This is a genomic window from uncultured Gimesia sp. (assembly GCF_963976445.1).
Lineage (GTDB): Bacteria > Planctomycetota > Planctomycetia > Planctomycetales > Planctomycetaceae > Gimesia.
This window is the reverse complement of the sequence record NZ_CAXBKP010000009.1, coordinates 238,103-253,399: the sequence shown is the minus strand read 5'-3', so window position 1 is coordinate 253,399 and position 15,297 is coordinate 238,103. Positions and strand designations below refer to the sequence as shown.

The 15,297-nt window shown below is 48.3% G+C and carries 15 protein-coding genes; 5 read left to right on the top strand and 10 right to left on the bottom strand.

The annotated features are described in order from the left end of the window. Window positions 1-346: 346 nt before the first annotated feature. Window positions 347-1,171 carry a hypothetical protein gene (locus AAC022_RS12805; protein ID WP_339731473.1) on the bottom strand — a complete coding sequence of 275 codons (825 nt, stop codon included), beginning with the start codon at window positions 1,169-1,171 and terminating at the stop codon, window positions 347-349. Between the two features lie 305 nt (window positions 1,172-1,476). On the opposite strand from AAC022_RS12805, the gene AAC022_RS12800 reads away from it, so the two are divergent. Continuing rightward, window positions 1,477-2,145, top strand: a complete 669-nt coding sequence (locus tag AAC022_RS12800) for a hypothetical protein (protein ID WP_339731471.1) — start codon at window positions 1,477-1,479, stop codon at window positions 2,143-2,145. 101 nt (window positions 2,146-2,246) lie between these two features. Here the strand turns inward: AAC022_RS12800 and AAC022_RS12795 are convergent, their stop codons facing one another. The 4 genes from AAC022_RS12795 to AAC022_RS12780 form a co-directional block, all read right to left on the bottom strand. After that, entirely contained in the window at window positions 2,247-2,456 is a 210-nt protein-coding gene (locus tag AAC022_RS12795; protein WP_339731469.1) for a DUF3565 domain-containing protein, read from the bottom strand. 951 nt (window positions 2,457-3,407) lie between these two features. Next, window positions 3,408-4,412: a D-2-hydroxyacid dehydrogenase gene (locus tag AAC022_RS12790; RefSeq protein ID WP_339731467.1), complete on the bottom strand. Its 1,005-nt coding sequence runs from the start codon at window positions 4,410-4,412 to the stop codon at window positions 3,408-3,410. A gap of 31 nt (window positions 4,413-4,443) precedes the next feature. Continuing rightward, on the bottom strand, window positions 4,444-5,250 hold the full coding sequence (locus tag AAC022_RS12785; protein ID WP_339731465.1) for a biotin--[acetyl-CoA-carboxylase] ligase: 807 nt from the start codon (window positions 5,248-5,250) through the stop codon (window positions 4,444-4,446). 33 nt (window positions 5,251-5,283) lie between these two features. Further along, window positions 5,284-5,655, bottom strand: a complete 372-nt coding sequence (locus tag AAC022_RS12780) for an STAS domain-containing protein (protein WP_339731463.1) — start codon at window positions 5,653-5,655, stop codon at window positions 5,284-5,286. 570 nt (window positions 5,656-6,225) lie between these two features. On the opposite strand from AAC022_RS12780, the gene AAC022_RS12775 reads away from it, so the two are divergent. Together AAC022_RS12775 and AAC022_RS12770 are read left to right on the top strand one after the other, a co-directional pair. Beyond that, window positions 6,226-6,777 carry a DUF2062 domain-containing protein gene (locus AAC022_RS12775; protein WP_339731461.1) on the top strand — a complete coding sequence of 184 codons (552 nt, stop codon included), beginning with the start codon at window positions 6,226-6,228 and terminating at the stop codon, window positions 6,775-6,777. An 84-nt stretch (window positions 6,778-6,861) separates the two neighbouring features. Continuing rightward, the gene (locus AAC022_RS12770; protein WP_339731459.1) at window positions 6,862-7,824 is read left to right on the top strand and encodes a carbohydrate kinase family protein; all 963 of its coding nucleotides are present in this window, start codon (window positions 6,862-6,864) and stop codon (window positions 7,822-7,824) included. Window positions 7,825-7,849: 25 nt separating this feature from the next. On the opposite strand, the gene AAC022_RS12765 is transcribed toward AAC022_RS12770, so the two are convergent. The 5 genes from AAC022_RS12765 to AAC022_RS12745 form a co-directional block, all read right to left on the bottom strand. After that, a complete protein-coding gene (locus AAC022_RS12765) occupies window positions 7,850-8,533 on the bottom strand; it encodes an SGNH/GDSL hydrolase family protein (RefSeq protein ID WP_339731457.1) in 684 nt (227 codons plus the stop codon). A gap of 82 nt (window positions 8,534-8,615) precedes the next feature. Further along, window positions 8,616-9,503, bottom strand: a complete 888-nt coding sequence (folP, locus tag AAC022_RS12760) for a dihydropteroate synthase (RefSeq protein WP_339731455.1) — start codon at window positions 9,501-9,503, stop codon at window positions 8,616-8,618. 458 nt (window positions 9,504-9,961) lie between these two features. Then, on the bottom strand, window positions 9,962-10,414 hold the full coding sequence (locus AAC022_RS12755; RefSeq protein ID WP_339731453.1) for a hypothetical protein: 453 nt from the start codon (window positions 10,412-10,414) through the stop codon (window positions 9,962-9,964). Window positions 10,415-10,633: 219 nt separating this feature from the next. Then, the gene (locus AAC022_RS12750; RefSeq protein WP_339731451.1) at window positions 10,634-10,984 is read right to left on the bottom strand and encodes a hypothetical protein; all 351 of its coding nucleotides are present in this window, start codon (window positions 10,982-10,984) and stop codon (window positions 10,634-10,636) included. Between the two features lie 206 nt (window positions 10,985-11,190). Beyond that, window positions 11,191-12,597, bottom strand: coding sequence for an HD domain-containing protein (locus AAC022_RS12745; RefSeq protein WP_339731449.1), 1,407 nt, complete (start codon window positions 12,595-12,597; stop codon window positions 11,191-11,193). Window positions 12,598-12,682: 85 nt separating this feature from the next. On the opposite strand from AAC022_RS12745, the gene AAC022_RS12740 reads away from it, so the two are divergent. Further along, window positions 12,683-14,506 carry a potassium transporter TrkG gene (locus tag AAC022_RS12740; RefSeq protein WP_339731447.1) on the top strand — a complete coding sequence of 608 codons (1,824 nt, stop codon included), beginning with the start codon at window positions 12,683-12,685 and terminating at the stop codon, window positions 14,504-14,506. A gap of 69 nt (window positions 14,507-14,575) precedes the next feature. After that, a complete protein-coding gene (locus tag AAC022_RS12735) occupies window positions 14,576-15,265 on the top strand; it encodes a TrkA family potassium uptake protein (RefSeq protein WP_339731445.1) in 690 nt (229 codons plus the stop codon). Window positions 15,266-15,297 lie beyond the last annotated feature (32 nt).

Here is a 15,297-nt window from a genome sequence, read left to right as displayed (position 1 = left end):
CAGTCTGCCGTGGGTTACAATGATTTTCTAAAGTAAGTGCCATTAGGCTAGCGCCGTACCGCTCACAGTTGGTGGGTTGCCCTTACTCCTTCGCAATTTATTCAAGCCTTGAACTGTTGACAGATTTACTACCACGAAAGTCACGAAAAAACACGAAAAGTTTTTGTTCGGAGTGATTTTCGATCCTTGAAACCTTTCATTTTTCATGGAACCATTCAGAGCTTGCTCCACTAGCGAATGCTAGATAGCAGATTTTTCTGAGCGGAATGGCGCTAGCCACCGTTTTTGATGCAACAACCCAACACACCACCGGCGGCTGGCGCCGACCCGCTCACAATGGGTGAGTTTACTCTGGTTTCTGTGCAGTCGGACGTTGCATTTTGATGACTTGTTTTTTGCGGCGGTTGATGCCGTAGAGTGTGCCGGGCTGGCTTTGATCCCAGGCGATGCCTTGACCGGTGAGGGGGGCGGGCAGGGTGGTGACGTGATTGAGTACGCCCTCTGTTTTCGGTACTTCTAAAACATAGAGTTCGCCGTGATCGTGGCCCGTTGTGTAGAGTCGGCCATCGGGGCCCCAGGCGCCGCCGGAATTGCTGTTGGGGAGGAAGCGTTTCAGGACGGAAACGGGAAACGTAAACGTTGCCTCCGGCTGCCAGTGATCGTTGTACCGCACGAGGCGGGTCTTGCGGACGTTTTCCAACTCGCCGTAAAAGGCAAAGGCGATCCACCATTGGCCCTGCCGTCGATCAATCCAGTTAATGGCGCCCTCAGTATCAGGAAACTTCAGCGTCTCCAAATGTTTCAGCGTCTTCGCTTCGAAGATTTCTACCGTGTTCTTCAGCGGACTCGCGGGCCAGTTCGAATGAGCACAATACAGTTTGCCGTCAATCACAACACCGCTATTCAGATGACGAATGTGAGAGCCTTTGGGGCCCGTCCATGTTTTGAGTTGTGTACCATCCGTTTTTTGATAGCGGGCAATCTCTCGACTGGAAATGGCATAAAAGAAATCGTGATCAACGGCCACCGCCTGATGGGCTTCCTTCGCTGCGAAGCGCTGTAGCTCACGAAAGCCTTGCGATTTTTCTGCTGTCTGTGCTGGGAGTAGAGAACTGACGAGTATTAAACAGAGAAACCAAAGTGTTTTGATGTAGCTGTGATGTATCGTCATATTGCTCTCGTGAAAAATTTTCTTTGAGGTGGCTTTAGAAAAGTCATGATAACCGGACCGGGAATTGAAGTCGAATCTCGGTCATTTTTTTACTACCATGAAAAACAGGAAAAGCACGAAAACCTTTGTGTTTTTGAGCCGTCAAATAAAATAAAATTTATCAGAATCCAACTGATTCTGATATAAGTTGATCTAATACGGGAAACAAAGCATGCAAAAAATTACATTTTCCCGCCTGGCTATTCTCCCCTTGAGTCGCTGGTGAGCGACCCACAAGAGGAATCTGCTCTCATAGGAGTGATACCATGACTCAACGGAACCTTCTGTCGATTTACTCTTGCCAATTAATCGCTTTACTGTTTTTGAGCGTTCTGGTTTCCAGTGCTGTTGCTGAAGAAAAAGTAAAACAAAGGCAAACGGGGACCAGTAAAAAAGATCTGCATACCTATCAACTCGTTGCACGAGTCGCTTACCAGATTGGAAAAGACAAACTTTCTTTGCAAAAAAACAATAAACCAGACTCTTTAAAGACTGAGAATGGTCGTATCGAAGCATCTATCGATAAACTGACTCCAGTTGCAGGGGACATCACCAAAGCTTCCAAAATCCAAGAAGTTTCCTTTCATGCCCTATTTGATTGGCCCGAGTTTCCCATTTCGAAGGCGGACATGTCAATTCCCGTCGTTATGGCTCTCTCTTGCGAAGACTCAGTGACGGGACATGTCTGGACGGACTTTGGTAAGCCTGTGTTGAGAATTCACAAAGGGCAACCCGCTGTGGCAGAAGTGTCTCTTGGTCGTAGCGGCTCTATGGTTCCCGGTAAGTATCTGTTAACCGCCATGCTATTTGTTAAGCTTTCTCCAGAGAGCAGCCTCTCTCTCATGGATATCAAGCAAATAAAGTTTACGATTGAGCCTGAGGCAGTGAAAACGTCACCTCAACAGAAGAGTAATGATTTGAAAGACAAGAAGTAACAGGCGACTTCGATTCACGACATTCATGATCGCAGCCGTTCCTGATTATGATCTCCGTATCGACAATAGCAAAGCCAGACTGCTCACAGAAAGTGGGCGCTTCAGGGTCGATCATCTGGCGGGGCGTTTTCGTTGCATTTTTTGCAGTTGAGTTGATGGCCTAACATGGAGTCGCGACCGGCTTGGGTGGTGACCCACTCGCGGGCCATCAAGGGGGGATCGTGGCGGACGTGTTGATTGTGTCCGCAGTTGAGTTGTGCGACCCAGTGGCCGTCTTCGTCTTTGTGATAGCCGATGATGGGTTGTTGCACTGGTTACTCCTGGTTGGTGTGTTGTCTGATCGTTCGTAAACGGCGGCTCGCGCCGCTCCGCTCAGTGGGTGTGGGTTTCGTTTCTGTTTTATTCTACCACGAAAAGCACGAACCAATGGCTTTGTTCCTCATTCTATCTGACAGCTTAACATTGTTCATCTCTGTGGTTGAGAGTCTGTTGGGTAAAATCGGGTGAATGATTCACTATGTTCGTAAACGGCAGCTAGCGCTTTGCCGCTCAGTTTATTGGGAGATTGGATCTGTTATCAACGTGTGCTCTGACTGGTGCGTTGGTTACTGGCGGGCTGACACATGGGTCAGCCCCTACTACAACACTTATTGAAATGTAGCTCTGGAATGGAAATTAATTGTGCCGGGTAGCCCCGAATGTAATTCGGGGTTGTCGAAGACAACAGGAAACTGACAGAAAATGCTTTCGTTCCAGTTTGTGTTTTTTCATTACTGCGAGACTTTACTGAGATTTGTGTTTCCTCTGTTTTGTTTCGTTCTACTGTCAATTTCACGCTCGCGGCGGTCGGCCCGTTTGTGCATCCGGGCCGACCCAGTGGATGGGAGTTAAAATCATGTTTGTGAAAAAGATTCTCGTTAGGGGCGGGGTGGGGTCAAGAGGAAAGGGGGTTTTATGTGGGGGCGGACGGTGGTTGAGAATGTGCTGGATGGTGTGGGGAGTGGGCTGGGTGATGTTGGGAATGCGCGGATATGTGTCGACGCGCACAATAGAATCGAGTTTCATTTTGAAAAATCGCTCTGAAACAAGCGGTTTTTGTCAGGTGGGTTTGAAACGGGTTTCACTTCTTCACCTGAACCAGCAGTGCTCACGCGCGCGACACACAACTTCAGATAAAATAAGCAACGCCGGGTTCACGTCAAGGGCGTTTTTAGCAGTGTGCGTTCCCAAATCAACAGTGTTGTTTTAGAACCAGTGCTGCTTCAGAACCAGTTTTGTTTGTCAACAAGGGTCAGGAATGGTTTGTTGGCGAGGAAACAACGGAGGTTTTCCAAAAATGTTTCGAGATGGCGTTCGGGGACGCGGGTCGAGGCTGCTGCGATGTGGGGGGTGATGATCACGTTTTCCATTTGCCAGAGTGGGTGCTCAGCCGGCAGCGGTTCGATTTCGAACACATCCAGCCCGGCGCCGGCGATCTCGCCGTTTTGTAACGCGGCGGTTAAATCCTGGAGATCGACAATCGCGCCGCGGCCGATGTTGATTAGGTACGACGACGACTTCATTTGCTGGAACTGCGCGGTGCGAAACAGTTTTTCGGTTTGTGGCGTGTGCGGGGCGGCGATGACGACGAAGTCGCTGATGGTTAAGAGATCGTTCAAGCGGTCGACGTTCCAGACTTCCTCCACAACGCCGGGGACTTCGGTAGCGATGGGATCGACGGCGCAGACTTTCATCCCAAACGCGGCGGCGCGGCGGCAGATCTCCGCGCCAATGCTGCCGGCTCCGACGACACCCAGTGTGCAATCGGAGAGATGCTGATGACTGCGATCGACTTCGCTGACTTGTCCCGGTCCGGTGACAAAATTGGGTTTGCCAGCTTGACCGCCGATCGGTTGCCAGTTCGATTCGGTTTGCTGGCGGATGTAGCGATGCAGATTGCGGGCAAAGCAGATGACGAAACCCATCACGTGATCGGCGATGACATCATAAAATAAGCCGCGCATGTTGGTGAGCTGGCAGGGATGATCGACGAGTTCAGGAAATACATAATGTTCGAGACTGGCGGTAGGGGACTGAATCCACTGCAAACTTTCAGCCGCGGCGAGCAGTTCGGGCGTGATTTTTCCGAAGAAGGCGTCGGCGTCTTTGATTTCGGTGAGTGCTTCGGGAAGCTCCGAGATATTATAGACTGTCAGTTGGTCGGAGACTTCCTGAATGCGGGCGAGTCTTGTGGAATCGATGGCGGGGTAGATGAGTAGTTTTTTCATAGTTAACTATATTCAAGCAAAATATATTCAATCAAAAATGTTCGATGGAGCCACTGATGATGCGTTCGATGCCTGTTTCGGTTTGCAAAATCAGAAAGCCCTGATCGTCGACTTCAAGACATTCTCCTTGTTTCGACTCGCGCCCCGTATTAATTCGGATCGTTTTGCCGGTCAACAGGCAGTACTGTCGCCAGGCCGACATGAATTCGTTTTTCTCATCAGCGACATCATAGAGTCGATTTTCTATGCCGTTGATTAGATCGATGAGTGTGGTTGCCAGCGAATATTTCTGGCGGGTGGTTTCGTAGAGTGAAGTTCCCACAGATTGCAGAGCATCCTCAGCGGAGAGGAAGGAGTTATTCAAATTGACGCCGACGCCGATAACAACGAGCCCCGGTTGACTGGCGTCGGTTTCGACGAGAATGCCGGAGACTTTTTTGCTCTGCAGGTAAACATCATTGGGCCATTTTAATTGCAGGGTATATTCGGGGAGGTATTTTTCGAGTGTTTCGCAGACGGCGAGTCCGGTGGCTAATGCGATCAGGGGTTGCTGTTCGAAGGGAATTAGAATCTGGCTGACATCGACGACGAGGGAGAATGTTAAGCCTCCTTCAGGGGCCCACCAGGCATTACTGCCTCGGCCTCGGCCTGCTGTCTGTCTTCCGGTGAGGACCAGACGAGGCAAGTTGATGCCACGCGTTGGATTTTTGTTTACGACAGGAGAGAGGGTATTGAGGGCCCAGGTGTTGGTGGAGGCCAGACTTTCGAAGTAGTCGAGATGTTCGATGAACGTTTCCGTCTGAATTGCTTTTAGATCGTCGGCAGTAAACGGTAGCATTCCAGACTCATTTTTCAGGAAGGAGATCGAAGATCAGGAATTCTCGGACAACGCGGCGAGCGCTTCTTCCCGGGAATCGTATAAAGGCCAAAGGGTGCCGACCTTGATGCACTTGAGGATGTTCTGCATGTTATCGCAGGCATTACAGAAGACGGCATGCCCGCCGGTTTGCTTCGCACGCTGCAGGAGACGAATAATCGCCCCGATGATAATGGAGTCGAGGTAATCGACTTGGGACAAGTCAATGATCACATTTTTCACTTCTGGTGAATCGAACAGTCTCAGCACTTTATTGGATTCCACCTGAACATTGCTGTACTGAAATTGGATGGCTGAACCCTGGGGAACGACGACCAGATTGGGGGCGGCCTGTTCGACCTCAAAAATATCCAGGTTTTCTACCATTGTTCAATTCCAGTCATCCGCGATTTCAGTAAGTCCTGAAAAACACTGATTATGTAGTATCAATAGAGAGCAAGAAGAATTCATCAAAATCTGTTACAGAGCATACATAACCTTAATACAAATTTCAGGGTTGGAACGAAAAACTCTCTGAAAAATCAGGACGATTCTTGCAAAATGTACATCTTTTTCTGTGGAGGATCCCGCGGAATCAGGACTGGTATTTACGATTTTTTTCCCGTTCCAGATCCAGACAGACTGGTAATTTCAGTTGATTAAGGTGAAATATCTTAACTAGAATAGAGACTGGTTTGGAGAAATAATGAATTTGTACGATTGCCGCTGGTTGCATTCCTTATAATTACATTGATTAAAAGAGTTGTCCGAGGCAGCATTATCGCTCTAGACCAATAATTCCATAAAGTGGAAGAATTTTACCGGGAATGAGCCGATAAATTTATCCGAATCGTCGTTAAAGTGATGTGAACAATCTTCTATATTGGTTTCCCTGAATCAGCCTGTTGAATTGCCGTTATGTCGTCTTCTAAATTAGCCTGGAATAGCAGCCCTCGAATGCTTCTGCGTTCGATTTTGATGCTGGATGACAGTGCACACTCAATCGCATTGGGTACGGCGATCGGGATGTTTATCGCTCTGACGCCGACGGTTGGCATCCAAATGCTGATGGTGATCTGTTTTGCGTTTCTGACGCGTCCTTTGTTTCGATTTAATCAGATTGCTTCGCTGATTACGGTTTATATTTCGAACCCGCTGACGATCGTTCCCATTTACTGGTTCGATTATAAAATTGGCACCTACTATGTGGGTGGTTCGATGACTCAAAGTGATTTCGCCCGGATCCTTGAATTTGAAGGGTTCAGCGGCTGGTGGGAAACGGTGAAGCAGCTCTTGCTGGAAGTCGGCTCCCCGCTCATTATTGGATCTCTTGTGGTGGCGACATTTTTCTCGCTGGCGACGTATCCGATTATGCTCCGGCTGGTGATGCACTTTCAAAAACGGAGCCCGGAAGCCGATCTGGTAGAAACTGACGCCCAGACTGTGCTGTCATCTAAACCTGCCGACAAAGAGCAGAACACAAAATCTGTGCATCTTCATTCCAGCTAGGCGTTGAACTCCACCTGAACTCGCCCATAATGATCAGTCTGGATTGATCTGACCTGATTTCGACGAGATAGGAAGGTGCCTCGAATGCCGTCTCCCCAATATGATTGTTTATGTGCGGGTATCATTGTTGCGGACCATGTCTGCAAAGCCATCGATCATATGCCCAAGCCGGGAGAACTGATACTGACAGATGAGATGGAGCTGACCACAGGTGGCTGTGCGTCCAATGTGGCTGCAGACTTAGCGAGACTGGAGCGGCAGGTAGCGATCGCAGGCATTGTGGGGCAGGACGTGTTTGGTCGGTTTGTCGAAGAAAGCCTGATTCAATCGGGCGTTCACTGTGAGTATCTGATGAAATCAGATCAGCTTCCGACCAGTGGCTCGTTTGTGATCAACGTTCAGGGAGAAGACCGGCGGTTCATTCATTCTGTGGCTGCGAATTCGCTGTTCACCGGAGAAACCGTCACGGAAGAACAAATCAGGTCGAGTCGAATTCTATATCTGGGTGGCTATTGTCTGTCGGAAGAATTATCGCCGGACAATGTGGCTAAGATGTTCCGGATTGCGAAAGATGCTGGAGTGACGACGGTGCTGGACGTGGTGACTCCCCGGCCGGATGACTATTGGAAAATGCTCAAACCAGTGCTGCCTTTAAGTGATTATTTTCTTCCCAATAATGATGAAGGGGAATTGATTACGGGAGAATCCGACCCGATTGCACAAGCGCGGGCCTTCAAAGCAGCCGGGGCGAAGACAGTGATTATCACCTGTGGGAGCGAGGGAAGTATCCTGATCGATGACCAGAAGACGATTCATTCTGAAGTGTATCCGGTGAATCTGGTCGATGGAACGGGCAGCGGTGACGCGTTTGTCGCCGGTTTTATTCACGGATTGCTGGAAGGTGCCAGCCCTGAAGAATGCCTGCGGTTTGGTTCTGCATTGGGACACAGCTGTGTCCGTGCCACCGGTGCGACGGCCGGCATTTTTACCCGTGGAGAACTGAATCAGTTTCTCAGTTCCCACGAGTTGCCGGTAAAAACGCTCTAAGATCGCTGGCGCAATTGCAAATGTCTTATTTCTGATCCAAAAACGGCTGAACTGCTTTTCCCCAGACAAGATAGCCTGCATGATTTAAGTGCAAACCATCGGACTTGAACAGTTCCGGTCGCGGCTTGCCATCGGCTCCCAACATGGGTTTCCAGACGTCGGCATACTCCAGCAGGCAATTATTGGCGCACTGGTCGGCGATCAGTTGATTTGCTTTTTTGATGGTCTCCGCCAGATTCCAGCGTTTGAGGCTGGGTTTCACAGCGATGAAGACAATTTTCGTTTGGGGAAGCGTTTTATGAACGGTCGCCACGAATTTTTGGAAGTCTGAAGCAACTTCTTCGGGAGATTTTTTCCGCGAGAGATCGTTATCGCCAGCGTACAGGAAGATTAGTTTCGGTTCATGCTTTAAAATGATGCGGTCTGCAAAGTGAGTGGAATCGACGATTTCCGATCCACCAAAGCCGCGATTGATTGCTTTCAGTTCGGGAAAGTATTTGTCCAGATCCCACAATCGAACACTGGAACTTCCTGCAAACAGGACCCCATTTTTCTTGATGCCCTGTTTCTGATCCTGCTTTTCAAACTGAGAAATTGATTTTTCCCAGCGATCATAATCGTGTTTTTGCTTTTCCGCTGCCAATCCGTTCTGGGAAACGAAACAGAGCAAGGCCAGTGTCACTGAAAGATAAATGCGATTTGTTTTCATGATCATTCCTCAAGTTTTTGATTCAGAAAGCGGTTACGGACGCCTTTTGAATCTTTTTATAATAAACAGCTATGGAACAGTATTATAATACGCGCTCTGAAACGGCTTGCCAGGCAGAGAGTGCATCTCGATTGGCCGCCACATCATGCAGACGTAAAATATCGACGGATTGATCGGCCAATGCAATGGATACGCCGACTGTGCCAGCCAGACGTTCTTCCACAGAACGACCGAGTAGTTTTGATAAGAACCGTTTGCGGGAATGCCCGATCAGCACGGGATACCCCAGATCTTTGAATTCCTCAATGTGCGAGAGTATTTCCAGATTATGCTCGGCGGTTTTTCCAAATCCTACGCCGGGATCAATGACGATCCGCTCGGGTTCAATTCCGGAAGAGAGCAAAGTTTGAATACGTTCCCCGAACCATGTTTTCAAATCGGAGACAACATCCTCATATTCGGGATGGTCCTGCATGGTTTGTGGCGTTCCCAGAATGTGCATACAGATCACGCCGGCCTTTGTTTCTGCCGCCAGGGGAATCATCGCCGGATCAAAAGTGAGACCGGAAATATCATTGATGATGACAGCACCGGCTTGAATCGCCTGCCGGGCCACTTCTGCTTTTGTGGTATCAATGGAAATGGGGACGTGTGTTTGTGTTGATAACGCCTCGATCGCGGGAATGACTCTTTGTAATTCTTCCTCAACAGAGACCAGTTCTGCCCCTGGACGAGTGGATTCCCCTCCAATATCAAGAATGTCGGCACCATTTTTGACAAGTTGCAGCCCTTTGTACACGGCGGAATCAAGATTGATTGCTTCGCCGCCATCGGAAAAACTATCGGGAGTCACATTCAGAATTCCCATCAGGAGCGGCATACGGCCTAAGGAGATGGACTGATCCCTACATTTCCAGAGCCGCTGATGCTCTGATTGACTGGTTGAAGATTTTAAAGATGGCAAATTCACACAACGATCTATTAAACCAAACACTATTGGGAAGGACTTTTGTTGAATCAACTTGGTTTTACTGCCCAGGCTGAACTGTTGCAAGGAAATTGGCTGAAAGTGGTACCCGAATTGAGAATCACGATTCTGACAGCTTGAATCGACCGTATTCGAGTCTCGTTTCCGTATATTAAGATTGAATTCCGGCTTTTGATAGGAACAGATGCTCTAAAACTGATCGAATGCTATCCTAGTTGTGGATCGCAATAATGAACGAAAAATGGCCAATCAGCAATACTTGAGGAAACTGAGGATTTTTAGAGAAACTTCATTTTTCGTATTCTCTTTACTTTGACAACGTAATCCGTTCTGGTATTGTAGCCAGCGTATTTGCTGTAACCGGTAAAACTTACCAAGCCAGAAAAACAGACCTGTTTTCCCTAAGTGCGTAGGCTTAGGGACATCGTTGGAAAATGAGCTTATTTTTCAGCGGTAGTGGAACCACTTTTATTTAAAGAATCTGAGGAGTACACCATGATTCGAAAAGCTGTCACACTCTCAATGATTGCTGCACTGACTTTGATCTCTGCATCTTTCAGTGTCTCTGACACAGAAGCCGGATTGCTGAACCGTTGCTGCAAGCCAGAACGCGTTCGTTGCTGCAAGCCAAAACGTGAACGTTGCTGCAAGCCAGTCAAAGTTCGTTGCTGCAAAGAAGAAAAAGTTCGTTGCTGCAAACCAGTTCGTCGCGTTCGTTGCTGCAAGCCAGTTCGCGTACGTTGCTGCAAGCCAGCTCCAAAATGCTGCCCCGCTCCAGCACCAAAGTGCTGTGCACCAGCTCCTAAATGCTGTGCACCAGCTCCAAAATGCTGCCCCGCTTCACCTTGCTCAAGCTGTGGATCAGATTCACACGCTAAGCCAGCTACTCCCAAAGTAGAAGAAGCACCAGCTCCTCCAAAGAAAGCTCCAGCACCAGCTCCTAAAAAAGCATAGTGAACTGAGCCGAATCTGACGGATCATACCTTGAGTATGACTGTCAGGAGCTAGATCTGATAAATTGAAACGGCCCATTGCCTTGTGCAATCGGGCCGTTTATTTTTTGTATCGATCGTATGGGTTATGACTGTTTTATGCCCTTCAGAGCCAACAGTTCATGCAGATTTTGCATAGGAAGTATCTGATTCCGGCTGCTCGGAATCACTTTGACACTTCAGCATTTTCTGTAACTTGGGAAGCATCTTTTCCCCCATCCGAGCGACTTGATAAAATACCCCTGAATCCCGGCCGGAAATCTGGAACTTCAACAAGTCAAAGGCGATCAATTTGCCATGAATTCGAGGGAGGTGTTCCAAGACAACACCTTCTACCTCATTCTGGCGAATGATCCATCCGTCAAACTCGGGATCACGCTTTTTAGCCTGAAGCTGCGACTCTCTGTAATGGTTCAATACGAGACACCATTCAGGGTTTTCCATCATCTGTTCTAATTCAAAGTCGATCATGCTTTTCTTATCGACGTTGACTGAAAAACAGCTGCATGGATTTTTCTCTGCCGACACGACCGACATAACAGGACTACCGTCTTCCCTGTTTCATAACAAAACAGGGGAAAACGACTCAAGAACAGAGAGCTCATTGGCACTTAGCTAAAGTGTATCTATCCGTATTTTTGTTCATCGTCTGGCTAATACTAGCTCAGAAATACGCATTACATATTTGTTTTCGAATCCGAGACTTCACCTAACGCTGCGTTCAAAGCATTGGTCATTTCAGAATCATGCAGATGGTCCCGAGTATAGATTCGGAAAATCAAAAAACTGACCGGTAATGCACGAAACAATTCATCATCGCTGAGCTCCTGTGACTTCCCGGTACCTGGGTCCAGAAGAAAATTCTGACCTCCTGCCGGAAGCCTGCCACTGGGTCGGTGATAGTGCCTGGCCACATCAATCCGGAGGGGAACCTGCTTTAACTCAGCAGGTAGCTTGGCACGGACCCGTTTCTCCACCAGATCGGGCTCAGAAAAAATGGATGTATGAACGGCGGATCCTGAATGAAAGTTGATCGACCGTTCGCAGGCCATTTTCCATTCCACATTCCGGGAAAGGAGACCCTGCCAGCTTTGCCCCAGTTTTTTGACCTCGGGATCATCACTTTTCTGGAATCGGCCCACATCGACCAAGAACGAGGATTCGGTAAAACCCTGATAGTCATCCAGTTTCTCCAGAGGATTTCCGTGAAACAGATGCCGCATCGTTTCTGGAAAGATTTCTTCAAGCGCCAAATCGAGCGCACGAACGGTGCGATGGTAGTAAATCGTGCGAAATAAATTCGCCCGGGTTTCAATAAAATTGACTAAAGCCGGCAGCCCCCGCCCGTGAATCGTTAAACCTTCCGATGTAAAAAAGCTGTAATGGATCAAGCGGGAAACATCGACGGCCCGGATGTTATAGCCCGACATATAGGCATCGCGTAATACGAAATCCATATTATCGACAGTGTAGATACCGCTGAACATGGACCGCAATTTACAAAGCCAGTCTGGATTGCCCTGCTCGCTCTCGGAGTCACTCGCGGGTCGACGAATCAGCCAGCCAATCTGTTTGGGATCCAGTTCTTCAAGAGGATTCAAGCGACCGTTCGGATTTCGTCGAATCCCCCGAATCAAATCGCCTAGCTCATGCTCTATAATATGGGCGCCAATATCTTCATGAGTCAGGTCAAACTGGTCCAGATAATGGTCGTCAAAAAAATGTCCAAAAGGCCCATGGCCGACATCATGCAACAACGCTGCCAGCCTCACCAGACTCTCTACATAAGGCAGGGAAGGAACATTCCGGCAGGCACTGTTCAGAGAGTCATACCAGGCATTAATGGAAACGGACGCTAAATGCATTGCCCCCAGAACATGCTGGAACCGCATATGCTCAGCCGACGGGAAGACCCACCATGCTGTCTGCAGCTGGTGAATGTGCCTCAGTCGCTGGACCCAGGGATGATCAATAATTTCCTGTTCCGAAACTTCATCATCAGGCATCCCCGTTTTTGAAGTAAACGGGATATATCCGTGAATCGGATCATGGGTCAAACTTTCGGAAATAAAATCGCGTACCATTTTCTCACTGCTTCAATTGCACTATAGTGCTGATAAAGTCTGAACAGGTTTTCATAAACTCAAATTTTGTTACAGCTTAATTCTTATGACGTTGTCACACCTTCCAAGCCGTTTTCAGTTTCAAACGCACCACCCTCGGCGGAGTCGTGTACTCCGACGTATGGAAATCATTGCGTTGATCATCGGGCTGGTTGCCACTGTTATTCTACATGGCCTGCTGAAGATTACCACCATCGTTCATTGGGAATTAGGTTGCACCATTGTGATCGCAATGGTCTATTTCACATTGAGCCTGACGATCCGCTATATCTGGCATCTCTCCCGAAAAGAATTTGTTAAGCAATATCTGGCTTATATAATCACCTCAGGCCTGTGGCTTCTTTCAAGCGTTGCCATTCTAATTTTTCACGACCTGCTTCCCGATGACGCTCCGGGGCGCCTGGAATTGATTCTAGGGGTTTCCGAATTTTGTATTATCCTGCGAAGCCTGTATGAAACGATTATTTTAATTCGGCGTGTTTCTTCCCGCGGTTGGAACCCGGCCTTGATCGTTGTCGCTTCCTTTCTGATATTGATTAGTCTCGGGACCATCCTGCTGATGTTCCCCTCGGCCCGAGTTCAAGATACGACTGACAATTCAACTGAAACGGCCCCTTTTCTGGTTGCTTTGTTTACATCCACCAGTGCCAGTTGTGTCACGGGACTGATCGTGGTTCCCACCGGATCTTACTGGACCCGAACCGGCCATACCATCATCATGTTTCTGTTTCAGATTGGTGGCCTGGGGATTCTAACGTTTGGTGCCTTCTTCGCTGCTGCATTTGGACGAACCATGCAGATTCGCGAAAGTGTTACATTCAGTGAGATGCTGGAATCTCATCAACGAGGAGACGTTAAACGACTCCTGTTGGGGATTCTGGGGATCACCATTTTCACAGAACTTGCTGGCGCATTTTTTCTGACAGGACTTTGGCCGGAACTCCCCTGGCAAGATCGTCTCTACCACAGCCTGTTCCATTCGATCAGCGGGTATTGTAATGCCGGGTTTAGTCTGATGGATGACAATTTGCTTAATATGGGACACCACTGGCAGGTCTGGGGAGTGATGCCTGTTTTGATCATTATTGGTGGGCTGGGGTTTGCCGTAAATTATAACTTTTTGATTTATGGCATCACACACTTCTCAAATTTTTCGATACGCAAACCATTATTTAATCATCCCACCCAAAAGGTGAGACTCACTGTCTCATCGCGGCTTGTTTCTCTGTCGACACTCTTCCTCTTGGTCGGAGGCACGCTCGGGATATTTCTGCTGGAATCCATTCATCAGCAAAAAGACGTTTCTGCCTGGGAACAGCTCAATGCCGCATGGTTTCAATCTGTCACCTTCAGGACCGCAGGTTTTAACACTGTTGATTTAGCAGAATATCAACCGCACTCCAAACTGTTCGCTATTTTGCTGATGTTTATCGGAGCCTCTCCTGGTTCAACAGGTGGCGGTGTAAAAACAGTCGTCTGTGCGCTCGCCGTGCTTTCGGTCTGGTCACTTCTTAAGGGACGAGATCATGTTGAAATCATGGGCCGCACGATTCCCAATGCTTTAATCAACCGCTCGTTGACCATTATTTCGCTTGGTATTCTGGTTCTGATGACATCGACACTGCTCGTAGTGATGTTTGAAAACCGGCAAGATATCTTCCTGGATCACCTGTTTGAAACCACAAGCGCTTTTGCCACTGTAGGCGTTTCCACAGGAATTACTGCCGATTTATCCCCCCCTTCCCGTTGGGTCATTATACTCACAATGTTTATTGGAAGAGTGGGCCCACTGACTGCCCTGATAGCACTGACCAACCGCGGGCCGTCATACAGGTACAGTTACCCGGAAGAAAGTGTGACCCTGGGGTAGCCCTAATTTAAGTGAGCGCGAATTTATTTAGATGACAGATATTTTATTTTGTGCGGGAGAGATCATCCAGTGATTAAAGTAGCGGTAATCGGATTAGGACGCTTTGGAACTGAACTGGCCAAACGACTGGGAACCAGTGGAGTCGAAGTCATCGCGATTGACCATTCTGACAAGCTGGTCAACGAAGTTAAAGATGATGTCGCTATCGCAGTCCGCCTGAATGCGACAGACGAACTCGCTTTAAAGAGCCAGGAAATTGACAAAGTAGACGCCTGTGTCATTTCGATCGGCGAAAACTTTGAAGCAGCGTTACTCGTCACAGTCATCCTCAAAAAGCTGGGCGTTCCCAAAATCATCTGTCGCGCACAGTCTGAGTTTCATGCTGAGATTTTCACTCAAATTGGCGCGACTGAAGTCATTCAACCTGAAGTCCAGGCGGGTGCCCACCTGGCCCGTTTACTAGCCAACCCGCATCTGGAAGATTACCTGCAGGTCGGTGACGGATATACAATGATTGAACTTTTAACCCCCAGTGATTTTGTGGGTAAAAACTTGACCGAGCTTTCCCTGCGTTCCAAATACTCGGTCAATGTTGTTGCGATCCGAAAACGTAATTCGGAAGAGGTCGAGAAAAAAACCGGCAAAGTCTATACCACCGACTGTGTGCCTCACCCTGATTATCAGATTCAAGAATCAGATATTATTTTAATCATTGGAACAGATCAAAACCTGGCGCGTCTTCCTACTAAAAACACTTAACCAGACCTGCCATCAACCTGAAGACCACTCAA

Excerpts from the sequence above, each read along its gene's own strand:
- AAC022_RS12790 (WP_339731467.1), bottom strand. The coding sequence starts at position 4,412 with ATGAAAAAACTACTCATCTACCCCGCCATCGATTCCACAAGACTCGCC.
- AAC022_RS12770 (WP_339731459.1), top strand. The coding sequence starts at position 6,862 with ATGCCGTCTCCCCAATATGATTGTTTATGTGCGGGTATCATTGTTGCG.
- AAC022_RS12805 (WP_339731473.1), bottom strand. The coding sequence starts at position 1,171 with ATGACGATACATCACAGCTACATCAAAACACTTTGGTTTCTCTGTTTA.
- AAC022_RS12765 (WP_339731457.1), bottom strand. The coding sequence starts at position 8,533 with ATGAAAACAAATCGCATTTATCTTTCAGTGACACTGGCCTTGCTCTGT.
- AAC022_RS12745 (WP_339731449.1), bottom strand. The coding sequence starts at position 12,597 with ATGGTACGCGATTTTATTTCCGAAAGTTTGACCCATGATCCGATTCAC.
- AAC022_RS12785 (WP_339731465.1), bottom strand. The coding sequence starts at position 5,250 with ATGCTACCGTTTACTGCCGACGATCTAAAAGCAATTCAGACGGAAACG.
- AAC022_RS12800 (WP_339731471.1), top strand. The coding sequence starts at position 1,477 with ATGACTCAACGGAACCTTCTGTCGATTTACTCTTGCCAATTAATCGCT.
- AAC022_RS12740 (WP_339731447.1), top strand. The coding sequence starts at position 12,683 with ATGACGTTGTCACACCTTCCAAGCCGTTTTCAGTTTCAAACGCACCAC.
- AAC022_RS12750 (WP_339731451.1), bottom strand. The coding sequence starts at position 10,984 with ATGATCGACTTTGAATTAGAACAGATGATGGAAAACCCTGAATGGTGT.
- AAC022_RS12780 (WP_339731463.1), bottom strand. The coding sequence starts at position 5,655 with ATGGTAGAAAACCTGGATATTTTTGAGGTCGAACAGGCCGCCCCCAAT.
- AAC022_RS12775 (WP_339731461.1), top strand. The coding sequence starts at position 6,226 with ATGCTTCTGCGTTCGATTTTGATGCTGGATGACAGTGCACACTCAATC.